The sequence below is a fragment of the Neobacillus sp. NPDC093182 genome, assembly GCF_044754045.1.
The window spans coordinates 1-1,238 of sequence record NZ_JBIVOI010000047.1 but is presented as its reverse complement, the minus strand read 5'-3'; the positions used below and the strand labels follow the sequence as shown (position 1 = coordinate 1,238).

Sequence of the window (1,238 nt, the reverse complement as noted above, 5' to 3'; positions counted from 1 at the left end):
GGTGTCAATCCACAGCTTCGGTGTTACGTTTAGCCCCGGTACATTTTCGGCGCAGAGTCACTCGACCAGTGAGCTATTACGCACTCTTTAAATGGTGGCTGCTTCTAAGCCAACATCCTGGTTGTCTAAGCAACTCCACATCCTTTTCCACTTAACGTAAACTTTGGGACCTTAGCTGGTGGTCTGGGCTGTTTCCCTTTTGACTACGGATCTTATCACTCGCAGTCTGACTCCCACGGATAAGTCTTTGGCATTCGGAGTTTGTCTGAATTCGGTAACCCGATGAGGGCCCCTAGTCCAAACAGTGCTCTACCTCCAAGACTCTTACAACGTGAGGCTAGCCCTAAAGCTATTTCGGAGAGAACCAGCTATCTCCAAGTTCGATTGGAATTTCTCCGCTACCCACACCTCATCCCCGCACTTTTCAACGTGCGTGGGTTCGGGCCTCCATCCAGTGTTACCTGGACTTCACCCTGGACATGGGTAGATCACCTGGTTTCGGGTCTACGACCACATACTCATTCGCCCTATTCAGACTCGCTTTCGCTGCGGCTCCGTCTCTTCAACTTAACCTTGCATGGGATCGTAACTCGCCGGTTCATTCTACAAAAGGCACGCCATCACCCATAAACGGGCTCTGACTACTTGTAGGCACACGGTTTCAGGATCTCTTTCACTCCCCTTCCGGGGTGCTTTTCACCTTTCCCTCACGGTACTGGTTCACTATCGGTCACTAGGGAGTATTTAGCCTTGGGAGATGGTCCTCCCAGCTTCCGACCGGATTTCACGTGTCCGGCCGTACTCAGGATCCACTCAGGAGGGAACGAAGTTTCAACTACAGGGTTTTTACCTTCTATGACGGACCTTTCCAGATCGCTTCATCTACCCCGTTCCTTTGTAACTCCATGTTGAGTGTCCTACAACCCCAAGAGGCAAGCCTCTTGGTTTGGGCTATGTCCCGTTTCGCTCGCCGCTACTCAGGGAATCGCGTTTGCTTTCTCTTCCTCCGGGTACTTAGATGTTTCAGTTCCCCGGGTCTGCCTTCAATACCCTATGTATTCAGGTAAAGATACTGCTCCATTACGAGCAGTGGGTTCCCCCATTCGGAAATCTCCGGATCAAAGCTTACTTACAGCTCCCCGAAGCATATCGGTGTTAGTCCCGTCCTTCATCGGCTCCTAGTGCCAAGGCATCCACCGTGCGCCCTTTCTAACTTAACCTAAATGGTTATACTCTTA

Annotated in this window: 1 rRNA gene; it reads right to left on the bottom strand. The window is 51.1% G+C overall.

The annotated features are described in order from the left end of the window. Window positions 1–1,220 (bottom strand): 23S ribosomal RNA (locus ACIQAA_RS32390); the annotation flags it as partial. Window positions 1,221–1,238 lie beyond the last annotated feature (18 nt).